At 40.6% G+C, this 26,378-nt stretch carries 19 protein-coding genes, 1 other RNA gene and 2 riboswitches; of the genes, 10 read left to right on the top strand and 10 right to left on the bottom strand.

Annotation, left to right across the window (positions count from 1 at the left end; translation table 11 throughout):
* Nucleotides 1-2 precede the first annotated feature (2 nt).
* The 3 genes from F8M42_RS06580 to F8M42_RS06570 form a co-directional block, all read right to left on the bottom strand.
* On the bottom strand, nt 3-4,361 hold the full coding sequence (locus F8M42_RS06580) for a TonB-dependent receptor domain-containing protein (protein WP_182188535.1): 4,359 nt from the start codon (nt 4,359-4,361) through the stop codon (nt 3-5).
* Between the two features lie 24 nt (nt 4,362-4,385).
* A complete protein-coding gene (locus F8M42_RS06575) occupies nt 4,386-5,189 on the bottom strand; it encodes a hypothetical protein (protein ID WP_182188534.1) in 804 nt (267 codons plus the stop codon).
* A 165-nt stretch (nt 5,190-5,354) separates the two neighbouring features.
* On the bottom strand, nt 5,355-5,783 hold the full coding sequence (locus F8M42_RS06570) for an OmpH family outer membrane protein (RefSeq protein WP_182188533.1): 429 nt from the start codon (nt 5,781-5,783) through the stop codon (nt 5,355-5,357).
* 130 nt (nt 5,784-5,913) lie between these two features.
* Nucleotides 5,914-6,096: riboswitch (cobalamin riboswitch) on the bottom strand.
* 356 nt (nt 6,097-6,452) lie between these two features.
* Nucleotides 6,453-6,627: riboswitch (cobalamin riboswitch) on the bottom strand.
* 293 nt (nt 6,628-6,920) lie between these two features.
* On the opposite strand from F8M42_RS06570, the gene F8M42_RS06565 reads away from it, so the two are divergent.
* Nucleotides 6,921-7,544, top strand: coding sequence for a LysR family transcriptional regulator substrate-binding protein (locus F8M42_RS06565; protein WP_182188532.1), 624 nt, complete (start codon nt 6,921-6,923; stop codon nt 7,542-7,544).
* 149 nt (nt 7,545-7,693) lie between these two features.
* On the opposite strand, the gene F8M42_RS06560 is transcribed toward F8M42_RS06565, so the two are convergent.
* The 3 genes from F8M42_RS06560 to F8M42_RS06550 form a co-directional block, all read right to left on the bottom strand.
* Complete coding sequence (locus F8M42_RS06560) at nt 7,694-8,134, bottom strand: RrF2 family transcriptional regulator (protein ID WP_182188531.1); 441 nt, start codon at nt 8,132-8,134, stop codon at nt 7,694-7,696.
* Between the two features lie 134 nt (nt 8,135-8,268).
* Nucleotides 8,269-9,603, bottom strand: coding sequence for a replication-associated recombination protein A (locus tag F8M42_RS06555; RefSeq protein WP_407672869.1), 1,335 nt, complete (start codon nt 9,601-9,603; stop codon nt 8,269-8,271).
* An 11-nt stretch (nt 9,604-9,614) separates the two neighbouring features.
* Entirely contained in the window at nt 9,615-10,067 is a 453-nt protein-coding gene (locus F8M42_RS06550; RefSeq protein WP_182188529.1) for a dCTP deaminase/dUTPase family protein, read from the bottom strand.
* A 464-nt stretch (nt 10,068-10,531) separates the two neighbouring features.
* On the opposite strand from F8M42_RS06550, the gene F8M42_RS06545 reads away from it, so the two are divergent.
* From F8M42_RS06545 to F8M42_RS06535, 3 genes are all read left to right on the top strand, one after another.
* Nucleotides 10,532-11,938, top strand: coding sequence for a diguanylate cyclase (locus tag F8M42_RS06545; RefSeq protein ID WP_182188528.1), 1,407 nt, complete (start codon nt 10,532-10,534; stop codon nt 11,936-11,938).
* A gap of 136 nt (nt 11,939-12,074) precedes the next feature.
* A complete protein-coding gene (hydE, locus tag F8M42_RS06540) occupies nt 12,075-13,127 on the top strand; it encodes a [FeFe] hydrogenase H-cluster radical SAM maturase HydE (RefSeq protein ID WP_229711500.1) in 1,053 nt (350 codons plus the stop codon).
* Nucleotides 13,128-13,294: 167 nt separating this feature from the next.
* On the top strand, nt 13,295-13,495 hold the full coding sequence (locus F8M42_RS06535; RefSeq protein WP_182188527.1) for a hypothetical protein: 201 nt from the start codon (nt 13,295-13,297) through the stop codon (nt 13,493-13,495).
* Between the two features lie 388 nt (nt 13,496-13,883).
* Here F8M42_RS06535 and F8M42_RS06530 read toward each other — a convergent pair whose 3' ends face one another.
* Nucleotides 13,884-14,102 (bottom strand): helix-turn-helix domain-containing protein, encoded by a 219-nt coding sequence (locus F8M42_RS06530; protein WP_196591878.1) that lies wholly within the window; start codon nt 14,100-14,102, stop codon nt 13,884-13,886.
* Between the two features lie 163 nt (nt 14,103-14,265).
* On the opposite strand from F8M42_RS06530, the gene F8M42_RS06525 reads away from it, so the two are divergent.
* Both F8M42_RS06525 and dhaL read left to right on the top strand, forming a co-directional pair.
* Nucleotides 14,266-15,270, top strand: a complete 1,005-nt coding sequence (locus F8M42_RS06525) for a GGDEF domain-containing protein (RefSeq protein ID WP_182188526.1) — start codon at nt 14,266-14,268, stop codon at nt 15,268-15,270.
* Between the two features lie 197 nt (nt 15,271-15,467).
* Nucleotides 15,468-16,088 (top strand): dihydroxyacetone kinase subunit DhaL, encoded by a 621-nt coding sequence (dhaL, locus tag F8M42_RS06520; protein ID WP_182188525.1) that lies wholly within the window; start codon nt 15,468-15,470, stop codon nt 16,086-16,088.
* A gap of 685 nt (nt 16,089-16,773) precedes the next feature.
* Here the strand turns inward: dhaL and F8M42_RS06515 are convergent.
* Together F8M42_RS06515 and serA are read right to left on the bottom strand one after the other, a co-directional pair.
* Nucleotides 16,774-17,706 (bottom strand): malate dehydrogenase, encoded by a 933-nt coding sequence (locus F8M42_RS06515; protein ID WP_182188524.1) that lies wholly within the window; start codon nt 17,704-17,706, stop codon nt 16,774-16,776.
* Nucleotides 17,707-17,941: 235 nt separating this feature from the next.
* On the bottom strand, nt 17,942-19,525 hold the full coding sequence (gene serA, locus F8M42_RS06510; protein ID WP_182188523.1) for a phosphoglycerate dehydrogenase: 1,584 nt from the start codon (nt 19,523-19,525) through the stop codon (nt 17,942-17,944).
* A gap of 457 nt (nt 19,526-19,982) precedes the next feature.
* On the opposite strand from serA, the gene F8M42_RS06505 reads away from it, so the two are divergent.
* The 3 genes from F8M42_RS06505 (at nt 19,983) to bioF (ending at nt 25,477) form a co-directional block, all read left to right on the top strand.
* Nucleotides 19,983-21,908 carry a peptidase U32 family protein gene (locus F8M42_RS06505; protein ID WP_182188522.1) on the top strand — a complete coding sequence of 642 codons (1,926 nt, stop codon included), beginning with the start codon at nt 19,983-19,985 and terminating at the stop codon, nt 21,906-21,908.
* A gap of 57 nt (nt 21,909-21,965) precedes the next feature.
* The gene (locus tag F8M42_RS06500) at nt 21,966-23,255 is read left to right on the top strand and encodes an aspartate aminotransferase family protein (RefSeq protein WP_182188521.1); all 1,290 of its coding nucleotides are present in this window, start codon (nt 21,966-21,968) and stop codon (nt 23,253-23,255) included.
* Nucleotides 23,256-23,569: 314 nt separating this feature from the next.
* Nucleotides 23,570-25,477: an 8-amino-7-oxononanoate synthase gene (gene bioF / locus F8M42_RS06495; protein WP_182188520.1), complete on the top strand. Its 1,908-nt coding sequence runs from the start codon at nt 23,570-23,572 to the stop codon at nt 25,475-25,477.
* Between the two features lie 253 nt (nt 25,478-25,730).
* On the opposite strand, the gene F8M42_RS06490 is transcribed toward bioF, so the two are convergent.
* Nucleotides 25,731-26,108: a methylglyoxal synthase gene (locus F8M42_RS06490; protein ID WP_182188519.1), complete on the bottom strand. Its 378-nt coding sequence runs from the start codon at nt 26,106-26,108 to the stop codon at nt 25,731-25,733.
* 160 nt (nt 26,109-26,268) lie between these two features.
* On the opposite strand from F8M42_RS06490, the gene ffs reads away from it, so the two are divergent.
* Nucleotides 26,269-26,368: signal recognition particle sRNA small type (gene ffs, locus F8M42_RS06485), an RNA gene on the top strand.
* Nucleotides 26,369-26,378: the final 10 nt, after the last annotated feature.

The following is a 26,378-nucleotide window of genomic DNA, read 5'->3' as shown; positions in this document are numbered from 1 at the left end:
TCTTAAAATGAATATTCCAGTGTCATATAGAAGGTCCGTCCCTGCTGCGGATAGGGAACGGTATATTCAGTAATAAGCTGGCCTGGATCACCCTCCGAGTGCGTCATTTGTTTTGGTCCTTTGTTGCCGATATCATTGACACCGGCGATCAATCTCAGCTGCTTGTCAAAATTATACTTCATACCGATATTGAATAAGCCCAATGGGTCATAATAGGCAGCTACACCTCCATTATTAAACCATGACAGTTTATCGGTCCAGTTGTATTCGCCGAAGATACTGAGCTTATCCCCCGGGAAACGGTAGTCAAGCCGGGCATTGACGGTCCAGGCCGGTGTCCATGGCAGTGGCTGTCCCTGCCAGGCCGTATTGCTCATATTGGCTCCCGGCGTATAACCCTGCTTTACCAAAGAATTCTGCCAGGTGGCCGCCAGTGACAGATCATAGCGGTGCCAGTGCAGCTTGCTGTTGAATTCCACACCATGCACTTCACCGGTTCCAAAATTAGCATACCATGTGGCGCCCCATATAGGATTGAACATAGTCGTCATCGTATTTTCCGAGTTGCGGCGGAAATAGGTCAGGGTTGTGTCGCTGTCCGAGCCGAGCAGCCTGCCGGTCCAGTTGAGCGAGGCATCCCAGTTTTGTCCATGTTCGGCAAATACATCCGGGCTCCATGTCGAATTGGAGCGGTAATTTTGCCATCTGGATACCAGATTGATACCGTCACCGAAGATTTCATACCAGCTGGGCAGGCGATAGTAGGTGCCATAGGTGACTCTGGCAGTCAGGTGCTTGTCGAATTTCTTTTTGAGTGCCAGGTTATAGCTGTTGAGCCAGCCCTTGCCATTTTGTATCTCGATTCCCATGTTGGAACGCTGCGACCGCACCAGCGGAGTAAAGGTCAGGCTGCCCGAATCGTCCAGCTTCATCGTGTCCTGCAGCTGGAAGTAATAGTTGCTCATATTGTATTTGGGCAGGAAGTAGTCCTTATATCTATCAATGTTGTATCCGGAGGAATAAGTATAGTTGGTGGCAAAACCCACATCCATAGTTTCCTTGCTGCCACTCAGCAGGAATTCCAGCAGATGGTTGCCCATTTTCCAGGTACCGTCGACAGAAGCATTATAGATATTATTCTTGAATGTATTGGTGCCGAACATCAGCCCATTCACAATTTTTTGGAACAATGCCTGTTTGTTCTGGTGAATGGTGCCCAGCTGCCAGCCCCATTCCAGATTGCCTGCCTGCTGGCGGCGGCCAAAGGACAGTTCCGTTTTTTTGGTATCTATGGTACCACCCATCAAAGCAGACTGCTCAGCCCAATTAAGGCCGCCATAAGTCTTCCATTCTTCCGATGAATCCACCCGGGGAAAATACGGGTCTATCGCCTGCGGGGTATGGGTGACATTGTCGGTGTAGTTCAGCTTGATAAACCAGTCCTTATCCTGCCACTTGAGCAGGATGTTTTTATCGTTATAGCCGTTGTTTTTGCGCCAGCGCTTATCGGGCACACCAGTAGGCATTTTACTGCCGTCGGGACTGGACCAATAATTTGGCACCATGTTATATTGGAAGTCATTTTCCGCCTGTTCTTTATTGAGCGCCAGCAGCAGACTGCCGTCGCCAAGCGGTGCCGTGGTTTCCAGATTGAACTTCTGGCCGCCGAAAGAACGGATGCCGTAGCTGACCTTGCCGCCGGTCTTGGTCGGTTTTTTGGTGACTATATTGATTGCCCCGCCCATTGCCGCTCCGGCAAAACGGGCCGGGATATAGCCGCGGTAGACCTCGATGCGCTGGACATTGTCGATATTGAGATTTTCCAGGTTGACTGCCGCTTCACTGCCGGTATTGACCAGTACGCCGTCCATATAGATGCTTACCTGGCTGGCCGAGGAGCCGCGTACGCGCACGGTCGTATAATGGCCGGTACCGCTCGACAGCCGGTCGATGTATACTCCCGGTACTGTCTGCAGCAGATCGGCCAGCGTTTTTTGCTCGCCTTTGTACTTCGGCACGTCGATTACCGATACTGTACCCGGTGACAGCTTGCTTTCCCAGTCGGGACGGTCGGCTTCGACAAGCATCGGCGCCAGCTTTGTTTTCCCCTCATCAGCCGGTGCTGCAGCATCGGCTGCTCCGGTATCAGCAGGCGGCTGGGTGCTTTCTGCCGCTGCGGCAGAAGTCCGGTTGTTTTCAGGCACCGGCACTGATACCGGCTGTCCGTCGGCAGCCGGTGAAGCAGCCGCCGTATCGGCGGCAGGTTTCATTTTCCTGCCGGTCTGCTGCACGGCAGTCTTGTTATCGGCCGGCCGTACCGCCGGTGTCGCACCATTGGCCGTACTGCCGACCGCCGGTTCATTCCTGCTGACGGACTGGGTGGGCTGGCTGTCCGGAACCGCTGTCTTTGGGGCAGCTGTCCGTGCCTTTTGGGGCTTGGCCGGACCGCCCCAGTACCAGGTAACACCGCCGTTTACCTGCCATTTGGTATTGACATTGCCGCCGAAGGATTTGTTGACACCGATCCAGGCATCATGGCTTTCTCCCAGTTTGATACTGCTGCCCAGGGACACATCATACCAGGTGTCCCGGCCTTCAAGATTATCGATTTTCTGCGAAGCGAGAACGGGATCTGCCCCGACTTCCAGTTTCATTGACTCAGGCTGCATGGCATAAAACATGGCATCATTGCTGCTAAAGTCATGGTTGGCTGCCAATTTCAGGTAGGCTTCACCGCTGTGGCTGCCCTGTCCGTATTTTCTGCCCAGGGTTATCCCGGCATGGCCGGTCAGCATGCCGGTCTTGTCCTGCATGTATTCAAGGTCATTGGCCGTGCGGAAATCATAGGCCCGTGTGACGCCATAAGACAGCCCGATCTGCGGTTCCAGGAACCAGCCGTTGTTTCTTGTTATATAGCGGCCATAGCGGGCACCGATGCCGTAGCTCTTGCTGATAAAGTCCTTGGTATAGGTATTATCAAAGGAATCGGTATAGGCGTAGTTGTTGTCGACCTTGCTCCAGCGCAGCATGGTATCAAGGTAATGTCCCTTCTGCCCTTCCCAGAGCATATAGGCACCAAAACCGAGGCTGCTGATATTGCCGGAGCCGCTGTTGTAGTCGGCACCACCGGCACTCTGGGCACTGAAATCGGCGCCGGAATTGAGCTTGCTGACAAATACGCCGGTATGCACCCGCCCGTTGAACAGGTCACGGCTGCGCAGCTTGTCATAGCCGACCTGGATGCCGCTGTAGCTTTGGTCGAAGCTCGAGCCCTGGATACCGCCGAAGGTGTACCTGCCCTGCCAGTTATTGACATAAAAACCTTCCGGTGACTTGCTGCCGGTACGGTCGGCAAAGCGGATATCGTCACCGTGCTTCCATAGTACATCATCTTCGATACGCCACATATTGCGGCTGGCCAGTGCCGCATTGGCCGCCGAGTAAGCCCCCTGGGAAAGATAATTCTGCCGCCGGGCTGTCCAGACCAGGCTCCACTCTCTATTTGTAGTATAATCTATTCGCGGATCGCTTTCATCTTGCTGCACCTGCGTCCACAGCAGATATTTATTGATGGCACCATCAAGATGGTACTCGCCGCTGCCCGACACATTAAATTTATCCATTGTGGCAGTATCTGACTTGCTTATAAAAAAAATACCAGGTATTTTGTTCTTCAGCATGGCTGCTGTCTGGTGATCCCATGGATAGTAACAATTAGATCCAACCATTCCTTCACCAAAATGATTGCCGATGATATAATGCAGTGTAACATTTACAGTTGGATATTCAGCCGTATTGATTATCTGCGGCGTAGTCAAAGATATACCCTCAGTACCACCCATGGAGCTATATCCGCTTTGGTCAAAAACAGCTGTTCCCATATTAAGCCGAAAAGCAATATTGCCTTCAAAACTGCCATTATTCAATGACAAACGTCGCGCTGTATTAATAGAGGTTGCTGCCGACCAGGGATCATAGCCGTTTTCCTGAGTATAACCGTTGGCAGCACTGTATTTATATGCCAGATCTATCATGGAACCGGAATGCATGGTTAAAGCACTCGCAAGAATTATAGACTTAGCATCCAGCGGACGCCATATTCCTCCATTTAAAATATTAATAGGTTCATTATATCTGGAAACCGGTGGTCCGCCGGTCTGTGTATCTCTGGCATAGGTAGTATAAATGCCTCCACTCGTGATATTATAAGTTCCGCTTGGGTCGGCATTTATTCCCCAATTTATGTAATTGGCATTTTCTCCATTTATTACCAGCTGATCCCATGCCTCACAGGGTGCGGTATAAGTAAGCAAAAAAAGAGCCAGGGGATATAATACTATATATTTATTATTCCTTTTCAAAATGTTTCTTCCTTATTGTTATTATTACAAAAAGTTCCATTTGATTGGAGTCTGGTTCCACTGCGCCCCACCCAGGGCCGTCACATAGAAGCTGCCGCCATAGTACTGCAGATCAAAGACATTCGGTGCCAGGCTGGCACTCGGACCGCCGCCGCTGACCGGTGTCAGCGTACCGGGATCGAGCTTGACAATGATACTGTTATAGTAAGTATAGTTTGCCGGATTAGAGGGCGAACCGGACAAACTATACTGCTGGGCTGCGGCATAAACGTAGTCAGTGCCTGATTCAGTGTTAAATACCGAGTCGACGCTGTGTGCCGTGGCACCCGAACCCGTCGGTACAAACTGATAATCATGGCTGTCCAATGTCAGGGTTTCCGCACTGCCGGTCTTGCCATGGATAAGCTTAAATATGCGCCCGTTGTCATTATCAGTACCGGTGTAATCAGCACCATAAAGTGTGCCGGCATCAGTCCCGCCCGGTGAATTGATATTGTAAATATTGAGCAGCGGAGCACCATCACTGTATTCATAAGCCGACGAATTTTCATTGACTGTTTTTGTCCAACTGCTGGGATCATACACGGAAAGCGTACAAAAAGTTTGCTTATAATTTTTGTCGTAATTCCTTTCCACTAGCAATATCCTGATGCCGGTGCCGCTGCCGCCGTTAAAGTAAAAAGCGATAGGATCGGTATTAGGAATATCATTTGGGAGTCCTCCCGTAACAGTCGGCGTTGACCCCGAAGAAGAAATCAATTTAAGACGACCGGCCGCAGGAGAAGCACCGAAATTATAAAAAGTTGACACCACTGTAGACAAACTCATAAATAAAGCCTCCTTAAACAAAATTGGTTCTTATACCCCGGCAGGACAGCCTCACTGCCCTGCGACATTTAAGACGCTGCACCTCCTTTATCCGGATTACTGTATTAATAACTGCACCGGCGGTTAGTTATTGTCGTCCGTGCAGACAACAGGCTTTTAATATGCTTATTTTATTTTGGCGATAACATCATTGGTAATGTCGGTACCGCCATAGACGACATCGGCAGCATCCAGAATAATGGTAAGCCCTTTGTCAGCGGCGACTGCTTTGACGGCAGCGCTGATTTTATTTTCTACCGGATTCATGAGTTTAGCTTCTTTTTGTGCTTCCTGCTGGGCGATAGTGTCATTGAGTGTCTTGCGCTTATCATCGGACAGACCTTTGCTCTTGGTATTGTAATCATTTTGTGCGGCAGTGCGCATATCCTGCAGCTGCTGGAATATTTCCTGTATGCCGGGATAGGCGGCAACAACCTGCTGTCGATTCATTACACCGATGTTTTGAATATCGGCGGCCATTGCCGTTGACGGCAGCAGCAAAATAAGACTGAAAAACATAGCGGTCAGTGTTGAAATTAAAGATAATTGTTTCATGGTTTACCTCACTATAAATAAAATTTGTGATATAAAAGGACAATAAAAAAACTCCCTTGCGGGAGCGCACTACACAGACAGGCCAAAAAAGCCCGGATGTGTAATCTCCTCCCCATACCTCGCAGGTCAAGCGGTGATTGTACAACAGGCAGTTCTCCTGACTCCGGGTCATCGTTTATCCGCGCCTTCCCAAAGCATTGCTCCAGTGACGTTGTCTGCGGATTTACTCTCCGTTACAGTGGCGGGACCGTGTTGGCTTTGCACCAAACTTCCCTATTAAGCCCCGAAGGGCACCTGTTCCGATTTATTAAGTTTTTATTTATGCAGCCCATCACCACGCTGCGCGCGATTGTCCGCCCTTTTAAGGGTGGATAAAGAACGAAATGCCTGCATAACTGTCAGTTTGCCCTTTATCCGCTCTTAATTTCTAAGGGCAGATAAAGCAAAAATGTCTTACATAGCTATATTGATAAAACAAAAGCGCCAGTTATCCCGACCAGCGGAATTACCGACGCTTTATTTTCTAAAAGCTGCCTGCTTTTGCCGGGTCAAGAACGAAAGCTGTTCCCAAAAACAGCTCACCTAAAAATCTGCAGTCAAATGCACCACATACATCATGCATATACCTGCAAATGTTCTCAATCCCAGACCTGTACATCGCAGGCTATATACGGATATAAAAACCAGGCAGTACCCTGACTTAGGTTCATTGCTGCATTTTTCCTTGGTAAGAGGGAAACAAAAATACAGCTCTCCTTCACAGTTGCGAGACAGCGCCGGACTTGCACCGGACTTCCCTATTGAATCCATCCAGATAATGGATACCTGATTTCATAAAAATTATCTAATTGTTAATATTATCTTAATTTAATAAATAATAGTTTTCACTTATTACGATAATGCTATTTTACAAATTTGTCAATAAAAAAATTACAAATTTAAAATAATAAAATTCCAATATACACTAATAATAAAGCTAATCATAAATAAATTTTTTTGCCGTGGTATTATAAAAACTTTATTACAGATATCTCACAGACTGATTTGATTGTCTTGCAAATGTAAATAATATTATAAGACTTCCCTTCTCAGAGAAATATATTAGTCCGTGATTATACTGACGGTAAATGCGGCTCATTGAGAATTGCCGGTAATTATCTAACCGCAAATTACCTGATACCGGTATGGGCAGCGGCATTAAAACAGATCCACAAAAACATGACCATCAAGGTCACAACAAATAAAACTGCAGCTGCTGTAAACGAGCTGCTCAATTATCAGGCAGATGCAGCAGTTTTAGGCGGTGGCGCTATTATCCATAAAAATGAATTATGTATAAAAAAAATAATGACAGATGAACTGTGGTTTGTTGCTGCGCCAAATCACAAATATGCTAATAAAATCATCAGTTTGGAAACGATTATATCTGAACCGTTTATTTTGCGGGAAAATGGCAGCTACAACCATTTTACATTAGAAGCGTTGTGCCATATCCACAACTTAAAAGCTCCTAAAATCGCACTTGAATTTGATGGTCTGCATGAAAGTCTTATGGCTGCCATTTCAGGTTATGGCATCGTCTTTTGTTCATCCTTGACAGTGCATGAATTTATCACTGCGGGCAAATTATCAAGAATATATGTAAAAGATATTGATCTGATTAATGAAATCGTTTTATGTACGCGGAAAAATGAACCTTATTCACCACTATTGCAAAATTTTTTTGCTGTTATACCTACGACGCAGATATCTGCATCATAATGGAAAAAGGCTGCTGCCCTGAGCAAAGTTCCTGCTGTATATTGTTTATTTCCTGAAATTTCCAACATACGGCAGAAACTTTTCTTAAAGCACAGCCTCTTAGTTATTTGCTTATTTTATGATAAATATTTCACTCATTCAAGTACAAATTATCGACAGTCTGATTTTTGGCAGTTATTTTTACATAAATCTGCCAGAGTTATCGAATTAAGAACTTCACTTATACTTTGGCAGACTCTTTCCCACACACTGCGGGTAACGCATTTTTCAGCCTTTTTGCAAATCTGGCTGCTGGAATCAGCTTCATTGAGCAGACAGTCAACTAATGCGATAGGTCCTTCCATTATTGTAATAATATCTCCAATAGTGATTTCAGCAGGATCCTTTGTCAAGACATACCCTCCCTGGGCACCGCGGGTGCTTTTTACCAGTCCGGCATTTCGTAACGCACAGATAAGCTGTTCCAAATAATTATCTGATATATCCTGCTTAGCGGCAATCGTGCGCAGTGACAAGGGTCCTTTGCCGTAGTTCAGGGCAAGCTCATACATAGCGGTAACGCCGTAGCGACCTCTCGTTGATAATTTCATAATATTTTCCCCCAATTATTTTCGTAAGCTGTTCCCAAGCAGCTCTGGCAGAATAAACCATCAAACTGTTTATTCTTATAATTTTTATTAATATTATATATTTACTACTACTTAACATTATACCAGTTAAGGTGTCATTTTGGCAAAAAATTTTGATGTGTTGCCAGATATTGTTTAATTATTTTCTCGTGACCATTCGATGTAGGATCATAATATTTTTTCCCCATAATTTTTGTGGGCAGATATTGCTGCTTGATGAAGTGATCATTGAAATCATGCGGATATTTGTAATCTATGCCGTGTCCCAATTTTTCAGCACCTTTATAATGGGCATCTTTGAGATGCAGCGGTATGGCGCCGCAATCCCTTGTGCGGACATCCTGTAAGGCACTGTCAATGGACAGATAGGCGGCGTTACTCTTCGGTGCTGAAGCAATATAGGTCACAGCCTGTGCCAATGGGATACGAGCTTCCGGTAAACCGATAAATTGAACCGCCTGCACAGCAGCCATTGCCACTACCAATGCCATGGGATCAGCATTTCCTACATCTTCAGCAGCGCAAATAGCAATCCGCCGAGCGATAAAATTAACATCTTCGCCTGCAACGATCATGCGGGCCAGATAATGTATTGCAGCATCGGGATCACTGCCGCGCATGCTTTTTATGAAAGCCGAAACGGTGTCATAATGATTATCCCCTTTTTTATCATAGGTCTGCAACTTTTCTCCCATGATATCTGAAAGAATTTCAGCAGTGATATTGCTATGAGCGGTATGAGCCAGCATTGCAGCCTGTTCCAGAAGATTAAGTGCCACACGGGCATCCCCGGCAGCAGCCTGGGCGATGGTAGTCAGCTCAGGCTCAGCACAGCCTATACCATATTCACCAAGACCACGTTTTTTATCACATAGTGCCTTTTGCAGTACGATAATCATTTGTTTATCGGAAAGGCTATGCAGACGCACTACCCGTACACGCGACAGCAATGCATGATTTACTTCAAAGTAAGGATTCTCAGTAGTGGCTCCGATTAAAATTATTCGTCCATCTTCCACATATGGCAATAAAACATCCTGCTGGCTTTTATTAAAGCGGTGTATTTCATCAATAAAAACAATAGTCCGTTTTTGATAAAATTTTCTTTGTTCATGGGCTTCATCAACAACTTTTCTGATATCGGCGATACCGGCTGCAACCGCATTGAGCTGTTTAAAATTACTTTTTGTCATCACGGCAATCATTCGGGCTAATGTTGTTTTACCGGTACCAGGTGGTCCAAATAAAATGAGTGACGGTATACGGTCATTTTCGATCATTACCCGCAGGAAACGCCCTTTGCCAACTGAATCCTCCTGTCCAACAAATTCATCAAATGCCTGTGGCCGCATTCGTACTGCCAAAGGTTTTTGACTGTCAATTCCAGCATTTTTTTCTGCATTCAAGGCCGCACTGGTAAATAAATCCATACTTTCCATAATTATGCTCCCGTGGAGCCCATCCCGCCCTGACGGACAGATCCCTTGCTCCTATTATCTCCGTCAGCCATAAGATACTTATAAAAAATCCCCTGAGCCAGACGTGTTCCTTTTTTCACTGTAAATACTGTTTTCCCATGATTAAATACAGCCAGCATTATATGTCCCTCGTTTTCATCATTATTATAATAATCAGCATCAATAATTCCCTGACTATTTATAAATGATAAACCATGTTTTATTGCCATGCCGGAACGCATATGAATTCCCAGGTATTCATCATCCAGCATGTAGGCTTTGAGACCGGTGGGTACTATAGTTACCACACCGACATCAAATGTAACGTCATCAGCGCAGGCTATATCATACCCCGCACTTTTATCAGTTTTTCGTTCCGGCAGAACTATGCCGCTGTTTTCATATGAACTGATTATTTCAAAACCGCGATTTTTCATTTTTCCCCCTAAATTTGACAATACCAAATCATACAATTAATATATAACTAATTTGCTATACATTATAGTTTATATTTCGGTTAATAGCAAATGCCTTGGCAAGCAAAATCAATCAAATATAATCGTTTTTACTTATTTGCACCAATCAGATCCATATTTTTTAATTATCGGTTTGCCGCAAAAGAGAAAAATAATATCCAGTATCATTATTATTTAATGAAATAATTTGTAATTGTTGTTCCTTATCGCTGTGTTTTATTATAAAATAAAAACAACCGATAATTTTTAGTTCAGATTTTTACAGAATACGTATAATTTTGTAAATTTAATATAAGATTTTGTTTATGAAATCTTTATTTCGGTTCAGGGAATATCACCCTCTCTGTTTTTATTTTTGCCCGCCCTGTTTCTATATAATGACGTATTCCCTGAGCATTCCTTGATTTTTGAAAGGTAGCATTTTTATGGAAAAAAATTTGATCGATTTGCATGATGAAGGAACAAATGCCTTGATATTATTGGATCTTATGCCAGACCTACTTCTACAGATAGATACAGGGGGTACTTGTATAGCTTGTAATCATCCCAGAGCCTTTGGTTCAACGGCTATGTTTGATAAATATATAGGGAAAAACATCAAAGAAATACTTCCCGGCTATATTGCAGCAGGTACCTTACAGATGATCGGTGCCGTTATTGCCAAAGATTCCATAGAAATATTTAATTGTCATTTTGTCATAAAAAATGAACTTAAACATTTTGAGGCACGTTTTGTAAAATGCAGTGATGATAAGGTACTGGTTATCGTCCGGGATATTACAGGAAAAACAAAGGAGAATAAAAAACCTGATTTTTCTAAAATCCGCGATTCTTTAACAAACGCTTTCAGCAGGAATTATTTTGACGAGGTAATGACGATTATCCATACAGAAAAATTTGATTCCGGCGGGCTCATGATCTGCGACGTTGACAGTCTAAAGCTTATAAATGATTCATTGGGCCATCGCACCGGAGACAAAATAATCAGCACAGCCGCTAATATATTAAGACAGTGCTTAACAGAAAATGAATTGTTTTTTCGAATTGGCGGTGATGAATTTGTCATTATTTCGCAGGAAAGAAAAATGGATATCCTATATGAAAAGATTAAAAAAAATATTGAACAACACAATGAAATTGAGGAAGATATTTATTTAAGCATATCATTGGGCTGGCAGAATTTTTCCAACGGTAAAAGTGTAAAAAATGTCTTTGACGATGCCGACAGCAATATGTATCACGAAAAATTTGGCAATGATAACAAAGTACGGGAGAAAATCATCGGCAAACTGGTTGCGGGATTAAGAGATGACTATCCAATAAGATATCAAAATACTGAGTTGCTCAATTATCTGACAAAAATGTTTTCCGTTAAATTGAACTTATCGCCTCATATGACAACTCGTTTATATAAACTGTCGGTTATTCACGACATTGGCATCAAAAACCTTTTATCGAAAGCATCGCTGCCCTTTGACCCTGAATCCATCGAATTTTACCGGCACTGCGAAATAGGATTTCGCATATTGAATATGTCAAAAAAATATTCCACATTGGCCAATGCAGTATTAAAGCATCATGAAAATTGGAATGGCAGCGGCTACCCACTGGGACTATTCAAAGAAGAAATCCCGCTTGAATGCAGAATTTTTCGTCTGATAGACAGCTTTCATGGTATGTTTTTAAATAATGATAATGATGACTTGCATTATCAGGCAGCCATAGCAAAACTGCAGCAAAATGTTGGAAAAATATACGATCCTGCTTTGGCAAGACCATTTGTCGATATGATCAAATGCAATGAAGACGATATTTTGGATATTCTTAATTAAAAGACGTTCTTTAACAAGATAAAGTTTTATATATTGACAACTATTGAATTTATTCCTGTTTTTAATAGTTGTCTTTTTCTGTTATAATTTTATCAGGTTTAAATTTAAAAAATTTTTTTTTAATTGGAGTTACAAAATGTCCGATAAAATGATCCTTCAATATCTAAAAAAAGCCCAAATGACGCATGAACTTGACCAAAATGAATTAACGGCTCTGTTGTCCGATACAACTATTGATGATACACTGGCTGCCGCTGCCGATCAAGTACGTTTAAAATACGTTGGCAACAGTATCCACCTGCGCGGACTTATCGAATTCTCTAATATCTGCCGGCAAAATTGTATGTATTGTGGTCTGCGCCGTGATAATCCGCATATTGAGCGATATCGCCTGACACCGTCTGAGATCGTCAAACTGGCAGAAAAAGCCCGGAGATATGGATACAAGACAGTTGTTTTACAGTCGGGGGAAGATATGTACTTTTCAGCGAATATTCTCGCCGAAATAATAAAACAAATAAAGAAAATGGATATGGCGGTCACACTATCTATCGGTGAACGCTCTTATGAAGAATATGAGCTATTAAAAAAAGCCGGTGCTGACCGTTATCTGCTGCGTATAGAAACGACCAGCAAAAAACTTTATGAGGCACTTGATCCGGCAATGAGTTTCAATAATAGAAAAAGTTGTCTCTTTAATTTAAGAAAGCTCGGCTATGAGGTTGGCACAGGCTGTCTCGTGGGGTTACCAGGACAGACAATCGAGTCATTGGCACAGGATATACTGTTCTTCAAACAGCTCGATGCCGACATGATCGGTATCGGTCCTTTGATCCCAAATCAGGATACTCCGCTGGCAAAAGCTGCAAAAGGTGATTTTACTTTAACCCGCCGTATGGTGTCGCTTATCAGGCTGTTATTGCCGGAAGCAAATATTCCTGCGACTACGGCGATGGAAACTCTTAAGGCCGATGCTCGTATCATTATTTTGCAGTCGGGTGCCAATGTAGTAATGCCTAATGTCACAGAAGGTGATTACCGACGTAAATATGCTCTTTATCCCGGGAAAATATGTGTTGCAGATACTCCGGCACAGTGCCGCAGCTGCATCGGTGGAAAAATAAAGTCAATCGGGCGCTATGTAGCCGCTGATAAAGGATTTCGCCAACATCAGCCACGGCTGACATGATCATATACTTTATAAATTAAATATGTTTATGTCACACTTTTGCCATATTTTATTATTAATATAAGAATTACGGAAACAGGTTAGTACTTAATACTTTTTTTCCAGCTATGACGGTATTTTAATTATAAACCGGCATGACACAGAAATATCATCAGGAGGTTTTATTTATGAAAGGGAAAAAATTATTTATTGCCGCATCGGCAGCTTTAGCTATAACTGTTACATCATTGACTGCATTTGCGGCAGATAGTCAGCAGGCTGCGCCAAATATAACTCCTGTTAATAACAGCCAGGGGTCACAGTGGTGCGGATATTATGGCAGCGGTTATGATAGTGGCAGTTATCGCGGCGGTGGCTGCTGGAATTAATATCAGGTATTTCAAAGCTAAATGATTTATAATTGGCAAAGACCGGCAGGAAAGATACTGTGTAAAGTATTTTCCGTCCGGTCTTTAAATTTTCATTATCAAAACTGTTTCTGTATAATGAATTATTATGGGATTGTCACACGCAACCGTTTTCATTTATAAATATTCAATATATTGCTTCTTTTGTCCACCCTTAAAAGGGTGGTAAGCGTGCAGCGCGGGCGGCAATCCTTGAGGTCAATGCTGTTCATGCGGCAGCCTCGGCTGATGAAAAGTGAATTCTACCTGGGGGCAGGTACAAATATCCAAGTTACTCCATTAGCATTATTTATGTATTTTTATAAAAACAATGATTATTTTAAAATATTTGGAATATAACTATATAAATTCAATCCGGTATATACTCAACTATATCAGACAGTTTACAATTGAGAATTTTACAAAGAGCATTTAACGTATTAGTAGATACCGATTCATTTTTCTGCAGCCTTAAAATTGTCGATCCGCTGATATTGTCGTAGTTCCCTTTATTTCTCAAAGTGTAAGTGGTTGCCCCTTTTTTTTTCATTGTTTTCCACAGTGGTGCATAGGAAATCAGCTTATTCACCCCCAGTACTCTTTACTTTAACTAAAGTATGCCCTATAATGGTCATATGTTTATATGCTCAATATGGGGCATATAAATCAAAAAGGGGTTTACGGAAAAACCAGCACAGTAAAATATTATTCAATAAAGTAAGGGACAACTGCAAAATTTATTGGAGTAGATCATGACGGATAATGAAAATCAGATAGTACGGCAAGTAGAAACTAAAATAAAGGATTATAATAGGAATCGTGTCGGATCAGCTATCAGTATTACTGTATTTATTGGCATATTAGTTTTTGTTCCGACACCCGGGCTGGAATCGCTGCCGGTTCAACTGTCGGTGTTTTCTTCTGCCGTTTTTTTGTTATGCAGTGCAGTTTTTCTTCTGCCTTTTCAAAAATTATTGGTAGTATTTTTTATCACGACCAGTGTTACAGCGTTATTGTTTTTCCTCACACAGATACGCATCGATTTATTTTCGATTCTCTTTTTCATCAATATCGGCGTACTTTTCCGGGCAAATGCCAATACTAAAATAATTGTCCATTCATTTATGACTGAAATGGAAGAAATAAATCATTTAAAAATACAAGCGACAGTAGATAGTCTAACGCAATTACTCAACCGCAATGGTTTGGAGCAGTCAATAAAACTCGTTTGGAACGGCTGCAAACGCGACAAAAAGCATGTGGGCATTATACTGGTCGATATTGATTATTTTAAGAATTATAATGATACCCTGGGGCATCCGGAAGGTGACAATATATTGCGTCAAGTGGCAGACAGTATAAGAAATTGTTTTAAACGTAAAACAGATATTGTAAGCCGGATTGGGGGAGATGAATTTCTAATCTTTCTGCCGGATATAAAAGATGATTATGTTTTAAAAATGAGCCAAAAACTTTCCGCGGACATTATCAGGCTGAATACAAAAATCAATTTGGAAAATATCCCCTGCAATTTTTTATCTGTAAGTATCGGTATCGTGACACGCATTCCGCAAGTTGATGATACCCTAACCGCGTTTTATAAAAAAGTCGATGAAGCACTATACGATGCAAAAAAATTGGGCAGAAACTGCATATCTTTTAACGGTCATATCATTCAATCCAAATCATCTGTACATGAAATTGCCTCTGTCAACCCGCTATCTGCAAAAATTGTTTATCAAAATGAAGAAAATTAAATAGCTTTTATTGTCATAAAATAATTAATTATATATTTTATTTTGTCAGTTTCCCACAAATTAGTCTTACAATAACTAAATTTCTATTGAATTTTACAAAACTTTGAAATATAATCAAATATTTTATATATATTGTATTTATTAATTATGGTGTTTTATGATACAATAAATATAATATCTTTTTTGGAGGAATTATATTGACTAGATTAAAAGATGCTATTGATTATATTGCAGCAGCAGTGATTAAACAACGTGACTTGTTAGACAGATTGGATTCTATCGGCGACAGTGACCACGGAACAAATATGGCCCGTGGTTTCGAGGCGGCAGTGGACGCACTTGATAAGATTGAAGACCTGGATGGTGCAAAAAAAGTCTTTACTGTTGTAGGAAAAGCTTTCGCAGAAAGCATCGGAGGTGCATCCGGGCCCTTATATGCCACAGCATTTTTACGGGCAGCAGACATTTGTGATGAAAATACCAAGTTCAACATTGAAAATGTAGAAAAATTATTAAAAGCAGCAATAGACGGTATAAAAAAACGCGGCCATTCAGATGTCGGGGAAAAGACTATGCTGGATGTACTAGTACCGGTATATGAATGTTTTACACCTGAGCAAGTGAAAGATAACACGTTGTATCAATGTATCGGGGCAGCGGTCAAAGCAGCAAAAAAAGGACTGGATTATACTAAGACTATTCCAGCTACTAAGGGTCGGGCAGCCTATATCGGCGAACGCAGTATCGGACATGAAGACCCTGGTGCAATGTCGTCTTTAATCATGGTTCGTGAATTATTTAATTTTCTTAAATATTAATTATGTTTATTGACCAATCCCTATTCAGGGATTGGTTGATTGTTTCTGAAAATTTATAATAAATATTCTATTATCTCTTGCAATATTTATATTTTGTTGCTATACTTGTAGTAGAGAAAGATGAACCTAATAGAAGTTACAATAGGTATCATCATATCTCTTCTAACGAATATATTGATCAATATAGAGTATGGATTAACTGTAGGAATTGAGAAGGGATGTGACGTATTATAGAAGATGTCATGAGTTGGTTTAGCATCAATTTTTACTGAGGTGTAGGGGAAGTGAAGTTGCCCACTCTTTATAATGAGTATTCATCGACACAAAAGTGTAGAAGTTGTACTAAAACAAGTGTCATTTCATGAGTCACAATAATGCGCATTAGATAAGTATGGTGGTTCGCTTTGAGAATCTTCATATTTAATGATAGCGATTACGCGTCATTTCCAAATAGTCGACTATGTTCTATAGAGTATATATTTAAATCGCGAAAAAATATATACAGACAATAAAATAGAGAGGGATTAACATTGAGTTATTGCTGAGGACGGCTTGTGTGTAATTGCAAGCCGTCTTTATTTTTGATGCAAATTTGACAAACTGGTAATATAAAAAAGTTCTGATATAAAAAAGAGGCTTGGTATAAACCCAAACCTCTGCCTATCTTTAATTTAGCAATGTTAAATTATTTTAAAGCATCTTTTAATTTAGCATTGGTTTCCTTAGCACTGTCAACACTGTTCTGGAACATTTTCTTTTCTTTTTCATCAAGCGGTAATTCTAATATTTTGTTTATACCTTTATTGCCAAGTACTACAGGTACACCGGCACATACATCATGTTCACCATATTCACCGTCAAGCAAAGCAATGCAGGAAAGTGTCTTGCCTGTATTCTTAGCTATTGCTTCTGCCATTGTAGCAGCAGTAGTGCCTGGAGCATACCATGCAGAAGTGCCAAGTAACTTGGTAAGTGTGCCACCGCCTACCTGAGTCGCATGTTCAATTTCGGCAAGTTTATCATCTGAAAGATATTCTGTAACAGGAACTCCCTTATAAGTAGCCATACGAGTAAGAGGTACCATTAAGTCGCCATGAGCACCAATGACCATCGCATCAATATCACCTACAGGACAACCAATAGCCTGTGCCAGATAATATTCAAAACGGCTGCCATCAAGAAGTCCGCTCATGCCTAATACGCGTTCACGCGGCAATCCGCTGTCTTTTAATGCAAGATATGTAAGCGTATCGACCGGATTAGAGATAATCAGGAATATAGCATTAGGAGAATGCTTTAAAGCTTCATCCATAACTGATTTTACAATTTTGGAGTTAACACCGATAAGATCTGTACGGCTCATACCGGGTTTACGAGGTATACCGGAAGTTATGATAACAATATTTGAATTTTCAGTTTTGGAATAATCGTTTGTTATGCCTGTAATTTTGGTGTCAATGTGCATCATTTTTACGGTCTGCATCATATCCATGGCCTTGCCTTCAGCAACGCCTTCTTTAATGTCGAGCAGTACTACTTCATCAGCAAAATTCTTTAAGGCCAGTACGTTAGCAGCAGTGGCGCCTACGTTACCAGCACCAATAACAGAAATTTTCATATTTAAGAAGCCTCCTTAAAAATTATGGATTGCTATATCCATCTTTAAATAAAAGTATAATACAATCGGGATTATAAGTAAAGTATTTACTTATAGGACAATAAAAATAATATATAGCGACCAACAAATAAATTCGCTTGATAATAATTTACTATTAAAATGAAAGATTTACAGCTTTTGTTTTATCAAAATTAATAAAATCATTATCATTATACTATTGCATTACTATATGATTTTATACTGCATAAAAGTTTACTAGTTTAGCATCAAAAATACCGTCTATTTTCATAACTTCATCAATTACAGACTGCGGTATCACATCATCGATGGTAAGAACCATCATACTGGTGCCGGCAATAGCTGTTTTCCCGACTTGCATACCGGAAATATTTATTTTGTGTTTTCCCAGCAGGGAACCAACCTGTCCGATCATCCCCGGCCTGTTTATATGTGGGCAAATCAATATCCTTGCATGCGGGTCTACATCAACACGATACTCATTTATTGATACTATACGGCCTTCCATGCCAAATAGTGCCCCCTGAACAGTCTGTTCTCCCTTAGGAGTCTTTACTGTCACGGTTATCAAATTGGCAAAATCTTCAACATCTTTATCTTTTATTTCCTGTATTTTGATATTGCGCTGTTTGGCAATTGAAGGAGCATTCACATAATTAACAGCTGTTTGGAGAATAGGATTTAAAATCCCTTTAATAACAGCAATTGTTACCATTTTTGTGTTTATGTCAGCAATATCGCCATTGTACTGCACAGTTAAATCGATAATAGGACCGTCGGATAATGATTGAGCCGTACAGCCAAGTCTTTCGGCCAAGGTCAGATACGGACGAATTTTTTTCATGGTTTCAGCCGATACCGGCGCCATATTCACAGCCGTGGATACAGGTTCGCCCTTTAAAGCAGCAACAACACCGTTTGAGGCATCGATTGCCACTCCCAATTGAGCTTCTACAGTTGAAGCACCTAAATGTGGCGTTAAGACGATACCCGGCACATGGCGCAGCGGACTATCGGCGGCTAATGGTTCCGCAGTAAAAACATCAACAGCGGCACCGGCCACCTGACCGTCTTTTACAGCATCAGCCAAGTCTTGTTCATTAATAATACCACCACGGGCGCAGTTAACAAGACGTACTCCTTTTTTCATTTTGCAGATATTATCTTTGTTTAACATATTTTTTGTCTGTGATGTGAGTGGCATGTGAACGGTTATAAAATCAGAATTTACTATTACATCATCCAAAGAACCAATAGTAACACCTAAAGCATTGGCTCTATCTTCATTCAAATACGGATCATAAGCAATTACTTTCATATCAAAAGCCATTGCCCTTTTGGCAACACCTGAGCCAATGCGGCCCAGACCAATAATCCCGAGGGTCTTACCGCACAATTCAACCCCTACATATTTTTTGCGGTTCCATTCACCTTTTTGCAAAGTTTCATTGGCTATCGGGATCATTCGGCTCATAGAGAGCATCATAGCCATTGTATGTTCAGTAGCTGCTATGGTATTTCCTTCCGGAGCGTTTAAAACAATAATGCCGCGTTGTGTTGCAGCAGAAATATCAATATTGTCAGTGCCTACACCGGCACGACCGATTACTTTGAGTTTTACGGCCTTATCTATTACGTCCTTGGTAATTTTTGAAGCACTGCGTACAATAATTCCATCAAATTCAGGAATTATTTCCAGTAATTCTTCTGCCGGTAATTTATCCTTGACGGTTACCTCAAAATCTTTGCCTAATATATCAACAGCTTTTTTTGATACGCCATCAGCAACTAAAACTTTCATTATAATATCCTGTCTCCTTTTTTGAAATGAAGATAAGTTAACAAATACTTTATCCACTTAATTATTTTAGTTTATCAATGTTATATGAGTCAAGTAGAAAAGATATATATATATATGTTGAATATGAAAAGATTTTTGTCCGAATTACCGATAATTTAAAAAATTAGACTATTTGCCGACAGACAAAAATTTTTCGTCTTAAAAGTAAGAAAAACAGTAAAAATCTCACCTGCAAAATAAAGTATATTTGGTTGCATACGCATAAAATATGCTAATCACGAAATAAATCAATGGTTTTATGTGTAAATCTTGTAATAATATTGTATAATTAAATAGATAAATCACTTATGCAATGTTATTAATGCTATATTTAGTGATTTATTATTTTGTCTTATAAAAATACAGGTCGGTGTAAAATTTTAGAAATATTTTTAGTAAGGATGGGAATTAGTAATTTATGTTGCTCAATAAAAAATCAGTTGAACTTTTGGCTCCGGTCGGCAAGTGGGATACTTTGGAAGCTGCCGTCAAAGCTGGTGCGGATGCCGTCTATTTAGGCGGAAAAGCATTCAATATGCGAATGTTTCGTGATGATTATAATTTTGATAATATCGCTTTAAAAAAGGCTGTGCAATATGTTCATGAACATGGTGTAAAATTGTATGTGACCTTAAATAATCTTATAAGCGATACGGAAATCCCGCAGCTTGTTGAATATTTAAAATGTTTAAACGATGATATAAAACCAGATGCTCTTATTATCCAGGATTTATCCGTAATAAAACTCGTAAAAGAGCTGGGTTTGTCACTTAATCTTCATTCATCAATAATGATGAACACTCATAACGCTGCTATGGTAAGGAAGTTTAAGGAATACGGCATCAGCCGTATTGTGGCCAGTCGTGAAATGAGCTTGAGTGAAATACAGTTGTTGAAGCAAAAAAGTGACATTGAACTGGAATACTTCATCCACGGTGATATGTGTATTGCCGAAGGCGGACAATGCTTACACTCAGGTGTTGTCTTCGGTAACAGCAGCAATCGCGGCCGCTGTATGAAGGCATGCCGCTGGCAGTATAAATTTGGTACGGAACATGCAGTACGAAATCCATCCTGCATGGCACAAAAGGATTTCTCCTATAAGCTGGCACTAAAAGATATGTGTATGTATTATGCATTGCCGGAACTGATCCAATCTGGTGTATATTCCTTCAAAATAGAAGGCCGCATGCGTGATGCTGAATTTGTCTGTAAATTAGTCAGTCTCTATCGTCGGGCTATAGACAAATATATCGCTGATCCGACGGGATACAATGTAACTAAAGAGGAACAAAACAAGCTTAATGATATAAAAGTAAGAGGCTTTTCTACTTGTTTTGCTCTTGATAAACCAACCTATGATGACATTGGTTTGAGCGGCGAAGATGAACCGCGGTTTTTCAGTAAAGCTGTAAAAGAAGCCGCTGTCGGCAATGAAGTCATAACAATAGAGAAAAAAAGCAAGAATAAACCATTATTATCAGTGCGGTGTGCTTCCTTAAATCATTTGAAAGAAGCCTGCAGCAATGGGGCAGATGTCATATATGCCGGCGGTGATGTTTATCGGCCGTTTCGTCCCTGGACACTGGAGGACTTTATGGAAGGAAGAAGAATTACTGCTGCCACCGGTTGCAAATTTATTATTTCCACACCACGAATAACCCGTGCACATGAGCTCAGCGAGTTGGAACAACTATTCGGCAAATTATCTACGATCGATCCTGATGGTATTCTGGTTCATAACATGGGAAGTTTTCTACTGGCTGAAAAGTGTACACAATTATCCGTGCAGTGTGGTACTTCTTTCAATCTGTTCAATGCTGAAACTGCTGCTTTACTAAAGCATGAGGGTGCCGTTATGGCAGCGGCATCTTTTGAACTGCCCCATAAGCAGATTGTTGAATTATTGAAAAAAAGTTCTCTGCCAGTCGAAGTAGTTGTACATGGCGCTGTAGAAGCAATGATTTGTGATTTCGATTTTATTGCAGAAGAAACCGGTAAAACGCCTTTGGAAGATCCGGCTGTATTTGATAAACATTATGCTTTCATTGATACAGCAGATGAAATACATTCAATAAGACGTACACAATATAATAGAAATAATATTTTATTTGCTCATGATCTTTGCCTGCTTCCTTATCTTAGCAGTCTGACCGAAGCAAAATCCTTTTGCATTGAGGCGCAGGACTATACACCACAGTATACCGGACAAATAGTCAGCATTTATCGTCAGGCTATTGATGATTTTTCCAGCTGTAATATCGGTAAAATGATTGAATCAATGACAAAATCAGGTCCGCGCCCGCTCGGCAGCGGTGTTTACCGTTATGAAACGGCTAAATAATTATTTTTATTTATGTATTTTTATAAAAATTTATCACAGAGAACAAGAGGTAATCAGATGGCAGACTATATTGGACCGAAAGGAATAATTGAAAAAAAGAAAAAATATATCATGCCTTGTTTGGGACATTTTTATCAGGAACCACCGCAGTTTGTAAAGGGCAGCATGCAATATCTTTATGACAGCAACGGAAAACGTTATTTGGATTGTTTTGCCGGTGTGTCGGTTATCAATTGCGGACATTGCAATCCAGAAATCACCAAGGTAGTTTGTGAACAAGTGCAAACTTTGCAGCATGTGTGCAATATATATCTCACCGAAAATTTTGTCGATTTAGCCGAACAACTTGCCCAAGCCACACCCGGTTCACTGCAAAAGTCATTCTTTTGCTCTACAGGAACAGAAGCTAATGAAGGTGCATTGCTCTTGGCACAGCTTTATACCGGCAGCAGTGAGTATATTGGTTTACGGCATGGCCTGCACGGACGCACCAAATTGACAATGAGCTTAACCGGTATAAGCATGTGGCGTACCGATCCCAATCCGGTGGGCGGCATTCATTTTGTACCTAACCCCAATTGTTATCGCTGTCCTTTAAAGAAACATTATCCTGAATGTGATCTTGAATGCGCCAATATGATAGAAGATATTGCAGGATATGCTGCTTCCGGCAAGGTGGCTGCATTTATTGCCGAACCGATTCAGGGTAATGGTGGTATAGTTGTTCCACCAAAAAACTATTTTAAGCGTGTCAGAGAAATTTTGGACGAACATGGTATTTTATTGATTATTGATGAAGTACAAACCGGTTTTGCCCGTACCGGCAAGATGTTTGCCATAGAAAATTTTGATGTTGTGCCTGATATAATGACGGTAGCGAAAGCTTTAGGAAATGGCGCACCAATAAGCGCTTTTATAGCCAAACCGGAAATTGCTGATGTTTATGTAAGACCGGGAGCATCCACTTTAGGTGGTAATCCGGTGTCTACTGCTGCCGGGATGGCCGTGTTAAAGTATATAAGAGAACACGGCTTAATGATTAATGCTCAAAAACGCGGCGAACAATTAAAACACGGTCTGCAAAATATACAAAAACAGCATCCTGTAATTGGTGATGTAAGAGGTATCGGTCTCATGATCGGAGCAGAGTTTATCAATCCGGACGGTTCACCGGCACCGGACAAGCTTGATTTAATATTAGAAGACATGAAGGATAATGGATTTATAATCGGTAAAAACGGCGTATCCAGAAATGTCATGGCATTTCAACCGCCGCTCGTAATAACAGCTGCCGATATTGACAAATTGCTCAATGCCTTGGAACAGACTATCAAGAAATTTGAGTAATGATTTTATAATATGAAAATAGACTTAATAAAAAATAAAATATGAAAAATATAGTTCTTGTCAAAATAGTATGAAGTTCCACAAATAGATTGTTGTGACAGTATTTTAGATAAATATGCAGTATGCCTGAATTTATCCGACTATACTAAGAATAAATGTCGTCTAATTAGGTAATTTACATAATTATTATTTACTGTATGCAGCAGTCTATTTTTATCAGTTTATTGTCAACTTATAGATATATATAGTTGACAATAAAAACAAAGCAGTATATTATAATGGGCATAACAAAAATCTGGTTAGGAGATGTAGATATGTCTTTTTACAGTTTAAAAATGCGCGCCAGTAAAAATTCGCAGCACGTGTCCGGAGCAGAAAAAATTTTACATGAACAAGAGCTCCCCGCTCAAATGAACGCTTTATTATCACGTGCCCTCCATCATGCTAAAGGTCAGGCCGATTTTATTAATATGAAAATTGAAACTGTACGGCCTGATGATCTGGAATATATAAATGCCTTGCCGGTTTCGTCCATCATGGTGAACACTCCTGAAGAAGGACAAGAGGTAATTTTACAATATTTGTCAAAACTGGGAATAAAAAATGGTACCGAAATCATGAAAAGATTCGCAGATACTTATACTATGCGCGGTGCAATACTTCTGGATATTAATGATTTAAGCAGATTGGAGCCTGATTTCGGGCGCGGCATCAGAGCGACTTATATGGATGCTGAACATTCACTGGACAGACTGCCCGACAGTTGTAAAAATCACTTTCAGGAAGCAATAGTTCTTGCCAGTAAGGTAGTCGCTGCCCCACATATCATTGCAGAAATATGTATATCGGATGATCCTGATTATGTGACAGGATATATTGCTGCCAAAAATATTGGTTATGTTAGAATCAGTAAATTGAAAAATATGGGCTGTCCAAACGGGGGACGTATATTTTTATATCAGGGTCCTAAACAGGACGTTGACAAATGTATCAATTATTTGGAAAAACAAAGAGTATTAGTATGCCATGTACCGTATTTTCCAAATGAAAAATCAATTATGCCCATAAATTATATCCAGCAAATGGAAAAGTACCTGCAAAATAAAAAGGAGCTGCATCTTTATCGTCAAACGCGCGAAATAACTTCTGCCCAGTCTGCCCATGTAATTTATCAGGGTCGCCGTATGCTGATGCTGGCTTCAAATAATTATCTTGGACTATCCAATAATACTGTGGTCAAAGAATCAGCTGAACAAGCCATAAAAAAATACGGCTGCGGTTCTGGTGGCTCACGATTGACAACAGGAACACTTTCACTGCATAATCAGTTGGAATGTGCTTTAGCAAAATTCAAAAATACAGAAGCCGCATTGTTATTTAACACAGGTTATATGGCAAATTTAGGAATTATTTCAGCTATTTGCCAAAAAGGCTGGATAATATACAGTGACGAGCTAAACCACGCCAGCATTATCGATGGTTGTCGGCTGAGTTCTGCCAGAATTGTAATATATAATCATAATAATATGGATAGTCTTGAGGCAAAATTGCGTGAATTTGCCCCTTGTCACGGGTTAATTGTGACCGATGCCGTATTCAGCATGGATGGTGATATTGCCAGTCTGCCCCAAATTATGAGTTTGTCACACAAGTATAATGTACTGACAATGGTAGATGAAGCACATGCTACAGGCGTAATCGGTCCAAATGGAAAGGGTATCTGTGAATACTATAAAATGGAGAAAAAACCAGATATCCTTATGGGCACGTTATCAAAATCATTGGGCAGTGAAGGTGGTTATGTTTGCGGCTGCAAAATATTGATTGACTATTTGCGCAACACAGCCCGCAGTTATATCTTTTCAACGAGTCAATCACCGGCAGCACTTGCCGCGGCGCTTACAGCTTTGGATATTTTGGTAAACCACCCCGGTATAGTAAAAAAGCTTCAGAAAAATGTTCAATGTTTCTGCGAAACACTAAGGATAAATGGAATTTCGGCTAATAGCGATTCAGCAATTGTCCCGATAAAAATAGGAGATGAAGCCAAAACAATACGGATAGAAAAAGAATTATTCCAGCAAAATATTTTTCTTACAGCAATTCGTTATCCTACCGTGGCAAAAGGAGCGGCCATATTGCGGGCGGCTGTTATGGCGACACATACTGAAGCAGAGATTCAGCTGGCAGCAAAAAAAATCAGCGCCGCCATCAACCTATAAAAAATATAAAGATTTAGGTTTCATTTTACATTATGCATGACAAAACCCCCAAACTGATTTTACATATCGGCTTGAAGGTTTATATGGACTGCGGCATACTATTCTATTCTTCTCATTTGTTGACTAATGGTAATATCTTAAATAATATCTGTTCCGGTCTAGCAAAAAACAACACGATTTTCCTTAGCAAGCCAGAAAATATTATTATATTATATAGTGTAAAAAGGAATTGTCTGGGAAAACCTGCAGCTGATTATGCCATTTTACTGGAAACATATTTTAACAAAATATGTGCACTTTTTCGATTAGTAGCTAGTGGTACATTATGCACATCACAAATCCTCAGGAGAGCATTAATATCAGGTTCATGCGGCTGCGCATTTAATGGATCACGTAAAAATATTACATAGTCTACCTTTTCTGTAGCAACAAGAGCACCTATCTGCTGGTCACCGCCCATTGGCCCTGACAACATGGTTTCAACATTAAGATGATATTTTTCATTTATGAGCTCACCAGTGGTTTTAGTAGCAACAAGGTGGAATTTTTCTAATAAGTCTTTGTGGTTATTAACAAAATCAAGCATTTCATTTTTCTTTTCATCATGGGCAATCAATGCGATAGTTTTCATAAGTTTATAACACCAACCCTTTCAAAAACAATTTAATATCTTTCATGTCTATTTATAGTATAGTTCATTTAAGTGTGCGGGTAAATATATATTCTTGCAACTGCGTCCGAGTTATGTTAGAATGATTAAGCAAAAGCAGTTTCTCAGGTGAGACTGCGGCGTTTGGGTCTCACGCAATGAAGACTCATGAACCCCGTCAGATCCGGAAGGAAGCAGCGGTAAGTGATCACCTTCGTGTGCCGTGAGGGTGCCTGAGCGTCGCAGTCTGAC

The sequence above is a fragment of the Pectinatus frisingensis genome (assembly GCF_014076555.1).
GTDB classification, from domain to species: Bacteria; Bacillota; Negativicutes; order Selenomonadales; family Selenomonadaceae; genus Pectinatus; species Pectinatus frisingensis.
Note: the sequence above shows the minus strand (reverse complement) of the source record. Positions and strands in the feature narration are given on the sequence as shown.